Genomic DNA, 5,281 nt, shown 5'->3' on the forward strand with positions numbered 1-5,281 from the left:
GCCGCCTACAACGTGGTAAGAAAAGCATTCCCGAAAGCTTTCGCAGACGGGATAGCTATGCATTACCCATAAGTGCTACGAGTAATTGCTTTCCTCTAATTTTATGCAAGATACGCATATTTTCTTGTTCCCACGATAAAAAATATTACGTATATGATAAAAAATTAGAGAGCAAAAATTACCCACGATAATTGTGGGTAATGCATAGGACGGGATAGAGGGCGTGGGGCTTCACCCTGCTAGAATGAGTTTCAACACTCTAGCGAAGGGATTTTAAGAAAGAGAAACCAATTTTGTCCCAAAGCCTAGGAATTCATAAATATATTTTTTAATTATTTTTAAATAGGACAAACTAGATAATCGAATTCTATTTCGAAGAGGTAAGGGTGGCTTAGATGATCTATGGCCTATGGCTATTAAAAAAACCGGAGAGTGTTTAATTCACAGAGTATACCGAGATTCAAAATTGACAAGAAAGGATTCATCCCTACTGGGGGTCTTTTCACCGCCATTGATCATACAGCAAAAATGCATACAGGGAAAGAACTATCCAAAATAGTTACGAAAGAAACAAAACTAAGCTATACAAATTTCGACAACTTTCTGGTAGTGGTTGCGACCGATAATGAAATAGAGGGAGAAAAAATTGGAAAAGAAATTGGAAAACAATTCCATAGAGCTTATAACGACATACTTTCTAGTTGGGATGGAAACACTGCAATATTTGAAAAGTTCAAAGGGGAAATTGATGAGTTAGTCAAGTCTCATGAGAAGGGATTGGACGAGGAATTGGGCGAACTTTTAGACACACTCTCGCTAAGCTCAAAAAATGAGAATAATTATAAAAATTAAAAAACCTTTTCAAAAAAAAGCATATTAATCTTGTTTTCAAGAAATTCTGATTATATTAATAAATTCGGCTTACTACAAAATCTGCTAGATTATTGAAAAATTGATGGGCCTCCTTTTTTAAGGGTGGATCCGCTTTAAGTAATTTTTTCTTAGCCCTTTCCTCCAGCTCCAATGCAATTTTTTTAGAGTTTTCAAGGGCACCGGTTTCCTGAAATATTCTCCTAACTTTTTCCACTTTACTTGCGTCCGCTCTTGAGTCTCCAAGTACCTTTTTTAGAATATTTAATTCATTAATGGAAGCATTGTCAAACGCTTGAATAACTAAAACTGTTCTCTTACCCTCTTTAATATCTCCATCTGTGGGTTTTCCGGTTTCTGATTCAGTCCCAAATGTTCCAAGTATATCATCCTGAATTTGAAACGCTTGACCTACTAACACGGCGTATTCACTCAACGCCTTAATCTGATTTGGTGTGGCTCTTGCCAGCACTGCACCCATTTGTATGGACTTCTCTAATAGGGATGAGGTTTTCATTTTCACCATTTGTAAATAATCTTCCATTGTTGCATTATCTCTTGTTTGTATCACACTTTCGAACATAACTCCATTAATTAATTCTTGGAAAACTTTTTGGTAGAGTTCGATGGCCTTGCAAATAAGATCGTAATTAAACTTGGAAGAAAGAAGGGTTTCAATACCTAAATTATAGGTTGTATTTCCTGCTAAAATGGCCATTGTGTTTCCAAAGTCTTCGGCCTTATCTTTTAATGAAATCTCCTTCTTATACCATTCCCTATAATTTACATGAAACGTTGGGCCGTTTCTACGTAACTCATCATGATCTATGAGATCATCATGAATTAATGTGGCATTATGTAGAAACTCCACAGAAATAGAAGGAAGAAATATCTTTCCGTCAGAATCAGCCACACCTCGATAGGCCTGAATTAGAGAAATTGGTCTAAGCCTTTTTCCTCCTCTCAAAATAAACTCTTTAATATTCAAGTAATACGTCCTGTGATAGGAAAAAGGCGCCGTAGCAATTTTTTTATCCAAAAATGAAGCTAGAGTTTTGTCGACTTTCTCGGAAAGATTGTTTACAACTTGAATAAATTCCAATTTTATCTCTCCCTAAACTTCAAAATTAAACATGTGGTCTTAAAACTTTCTTTGGTTTAGTATCCAAGACTTTTAACCTTTTCTTGGAAGGTTGGTAAAAAGTTCGTCAAAATTGTAATAATACACTATAATCTAATATTATTTAAAACATAGTTTCATCATAGAAAGGACCTTGAATGTTTATTCTTTACAGCGATAAGAGAATTTTTATGATATTCACTTTGGAAAAAGCTCTGAATTTTTTTAACATATATATATCAAAATAACTGCATAATTTCAATTAATTTTTAATTCGTTTTAGTCAATTTTGCATATTACATTTATTATGTCAGCAATCATGATTATTGGAGATAAAATGCTAAAATTGCCGATGCAACATTGGATAAGTGCACAACGTTTAAATATCGAACTTGGAGCTCTTAAACGCTAATATATTATAATAAAAATTTAAACTCACATTTCTAAAACGCTTTTATTCTTGGGGCTAACAATATTGATGATACCAAATCAACCAGTAGGAATCATAGGTTGGGGAGCATACATACCCCAGCACCGAATTAAAGTGAAAACCATCGCCACAGTCTGGGGAACATATACAGAGAGGGTCACTGAGGGATTAGGAATAGAAGAGAAAGCGGTAGCGGGGCCCGATGAGGATACGATCACGATATCTATAGAAGCGGCTCAAAACGCATTGAAAAGATCTCAGATAGAACCCACTGAAATCGGAGCGGTACTTGCTGGATCAGAATCCCCACCCTACGCTGTCAAGCCTACAGGTTGTACCGTTGCTGAGGTTATAGGAACAACTCCAAATATACTGGCAGCGGATTTGGAATTCGCCTGTAAAGCAGGAACAGAGGCTATGCAGTTCTGCATGGGGCTGGTTTCTTCAGGTATGATAAAGTATGGTTTAGCTATTGGTTCGGATGTGGCTCAAAGCGCCCCCGGTGATGATTTAGAATATGCGGCTGCGGCTGGAGGAGGAGCATTTATTATCGGTAAATTGGATGGAAAAGCTGCCGCCTCCATTAATGCCTCAAATTCATATGTTACAGACACCCCTGATTTTTGGCGACGTGCCGAACAGCCCTACCCTAAACATGGTGGCGTATTTACAAGCCAATCATACTTCCAACATGTAATTAACGCAGGAAAACAGTTAATGAATGATTTGCAGATGGAACCTCAAGATTTCCAGCATGCCATATTTCACCAACCCAATAGCAAATTTCCCGAAAAAGCGGCAAAAGAGTTGGGATTCACTTCTGAGCAGATTAGAGTGGGAAAACTAGTATCTAAAATAGGTAACACATATGCGGGTTGTATTCCATTAAGTTTATCAGCAGTTTTAGATGTCGCCCAAGGAGGAGACAATATCTTAGTGGTCTCCTACGGATCTGGGGCTGGAAGCGACGCATTCCACATAGTCGTTCAAGATGCGATTGAAGATAAACGTGAATTAGCACCCACTGTTCAAGATTATGTTGATAGGAAGGATTACGTGGGTTATGCATGCTACGCTAAATGGCGTAGAATGATAATCGGATTAGATGTAAAAAAGTAGTAAGAAGGAATAGGTATGAGAAAGGTAGCAATAATAGGAGTTGGAATGACGAAAATCGGTCATCTATTCAGTGAATCGTTGCGTTCACTTTTTTCTAATGCGGTAAGAGGTGCGTTGGAAGACGCAGGTAACCCTAAAATCGATGCACTTTACCTAGGTAACATGTCTGCGGGTCAGTTTAATAATCAGGAAAACATTGCAGTTCTCTTATCAGATTTTGCGGGTTTTAATGGAATTCCGGCAACTAAAATCGAGGAGGGATGTGGATCTGGGGCTGCGGCTATTTATACGGGATATAAAGCTGTTGCTTCTGGAGTCCACGATTTTGTAGTGGTGGGAGGTGTAGAGAAAATGATGGACACCGCCACTAACGATGCTACCTCGATTATTTCAACAGTGACAGATCAAGAGTATGAAGCTTTTCTAGGTCTCTCTCTTGTGGGAATTAATGCAATGGTTATGAGACTCTATATGGACACATTTGGGGTTGAAAGAGAAAGTTTTGCGAAATTCTCTGTTCAAATGCATGATAACGCTTCGAAAAATCCCTATGCTCAATTCCCATTCCGAATTTCGATGGATAAAGCAATGAACTCAGATCCAGTGGCTGAACCCATACACTTGATGGATTGTGCACCTCTTGGTGATGGTGCATCAGCCTTGGTTCTTTGTCCAAAGGAATACGCGAAAAACTTAACCTCTTCACCCATAGAGATTATTGGTGCGGGGCATGGTACTGACAACTTTATATTCCACACGAGAAACGACTTTCTTTCTCTTAAGGCAACTCGGGACGCGGCGAGAGACGCTTATAGGATGGCAAGAATAACACCAGGAAAAGTAGATCTGGCAGAGATACATGACGCGTTTTCAATAACTGCTTTCCTAACAATGGAAGACTTAGGATTTGTGGAAAAAGGTGCTGCAGCTCAAGCGGTTGATGAAGGGCTAATTAGCTTGGATGGTCCCATACCCTTGAATTCTTCCGGAGGATTGAAGGCTAGAGGGCATCCCATTGGTGCTACGGGAGTTTATCAGATGGCGGAGATTGTACTCCAACTTCGGGGAGAAGCTGGAGCCAGACAGGTTCAAGGTGCAGAAATAGGGCTTACAAACAATATAAGCGGTTTCGGCGCTTCATCTTTTGTGCATATTTTGAGTAGTTAGGCGGGAGAAGTTTAATGCAGGTTTCGAAATTTTGGAGAGAACTCCCTCAACGTTACCGACTTGAGGGTAAAAAATGTGTGCAGTGCGGAAAAGTGTGCTTTCCCCCAAGAGATATTTGTCCAGTGTGTAATACGAATCAAATGATGAGAATAAATTTGCCAAAGAGGGGTAAAATCGTAACATATACTGTAATGCACACCGCACCAACAAGTTTTGAAATATACAAGCCCTATATAATTGCCTTGGTACAATTAGAGGATGGAACGTACTTAACCACCCAGCTCACAGACTGTAAACCAGAAAGCGTAACCCTCGGAATGGATGTAGAAGCCGTGGTTCGTAAAATAAATGAAGATGGTAGAGATGGAATAATCTACTACTCGTACAAGTTCCGTCCAGTGTTAAATACAAATGCTGACAAGAAAAAATATTAATTTGTCAACTATTGATTTAAATTTAAATAGTTTTTCAACTTATTTTGTTAAGTTTTGAGTATCAAAAAGATTCGCTCATAAATAAGAATTTTGTGGCTGACCATTTTTGCTGGTGTTTTTAAGGATCTGGAAGCGTTCCAA

5 protein-coding genes are annotated in these 5,281 nt (G+C 38.6%); 4 read left to right on the forward strand and 1 reads right to left on the reverse strand.

What is annotated here, in order from left to right; translation table 11 throughout:
• The first annotated feature begins 432 nt into the window (after window positions 1–432).
• Window positions 433–852, forward strand: a complete 420-nt coding sequence (locus tag ACUVXA_RS15805; RefSeq protein ID WP_445872248.1) for a hypothetical protein — start codon at window positions 433–435, stop codon at window positions 850–852.
• A 55-nt stretch (window positions 853–907) separates the two neighbouring features.
• On the opposite strand, the gene ACUVXA_RS15810 is transcribed toward ACUVXA_RS15805, so the two are convergent.
• Window positions 908–1,972 (reverse strand): polyprenyl synthetase family protein, encoded by a 1,065-nt coding sequence (locus ACUVXA_RS15810; protein WP_445872249.1) that lies wholly within the window; start codon window positions 1,970–1,972, stop codon window positions 908–910.
• 496 nt (window positions 1,973–2,468) lie between these two features.
• On the opposite strand from ACUVXA_RS15810, the gene ACUVXA_RS15815 reads away from it, so the two are divergent.
• Genes ACUVXA_RS15815 through ACUVXA_RS15825 form a run of 3 tightly spaced genes read left to right on the forward strand, consistent with a single transcriptional unit; the run spans window position 2,469 to window position 5,140 of the window.
• Window positions 2,469–3,539 (forward strand): hydroxymethylglutaryl-CoA synthase, encoded by a 1,071-nt coding sequence (locus ACUVXA_RS15815; protein WP_445872252.1) that lies wholly within the window; start codon window positions 2,469–2,471, stop codon window positions 3,537–3,539.
• A gap of 15 nt (window positions 3,540–3,554) precedes the next feature.
• Window positions 3,555–4,706, forward strand: coding sequence for a thiolase domain-containing protein (locus ACUVXA_RS15820; RefSeq protein ID WP_445872250.1), 1,152 nt, complete (start codon window positions 3,555–3,557; stop codon window positions 4,704–4,706).
• 14 nt (window positions 4,707–4,720) lie between these two features.
• A complete protein-coding gene (locus ACUVXA_RS15825; RefSeq protein ID WP_445872251.1) occupies window positions 4,721–5,140 on the forward strand; it encodes a Zn-ribbon domain-containing OB-fold protein in 420 nt (139 codons plus the stop codon).
• The last annotated feature ends 141 nt before the right edge of the window (window positions 5,141–5,281 follow it).

Source organism: Candidatus Jordarchaeum sp. (assembly GCF_052745115.1).

Bases quoted from the DNA above. Each gene is read 5' to 3' on its own strand.
- ACUVXA_RS15820 (WP_445872250.1), top strand. From the start codon at position 3,555: ATGAGAAAGGTAGCAATAATAGGAGTTGGAATGACGAAAATCGGTCAT.
- ACUVXA_RS15815 (WP_445872252.1), top strand. From the start codon at position 2,469: ATGATACCAAATCAACCAGTAGGAATCATAGGTTGGGGAGCATACATA.
- ACUVXA_RS15825 (WP_445872251.1), top strand. From the start codon at position 4,721: ATGCAGGTTTCGAAATTTTGGAGAGAACTCCCTCAACGTTACCGACTT.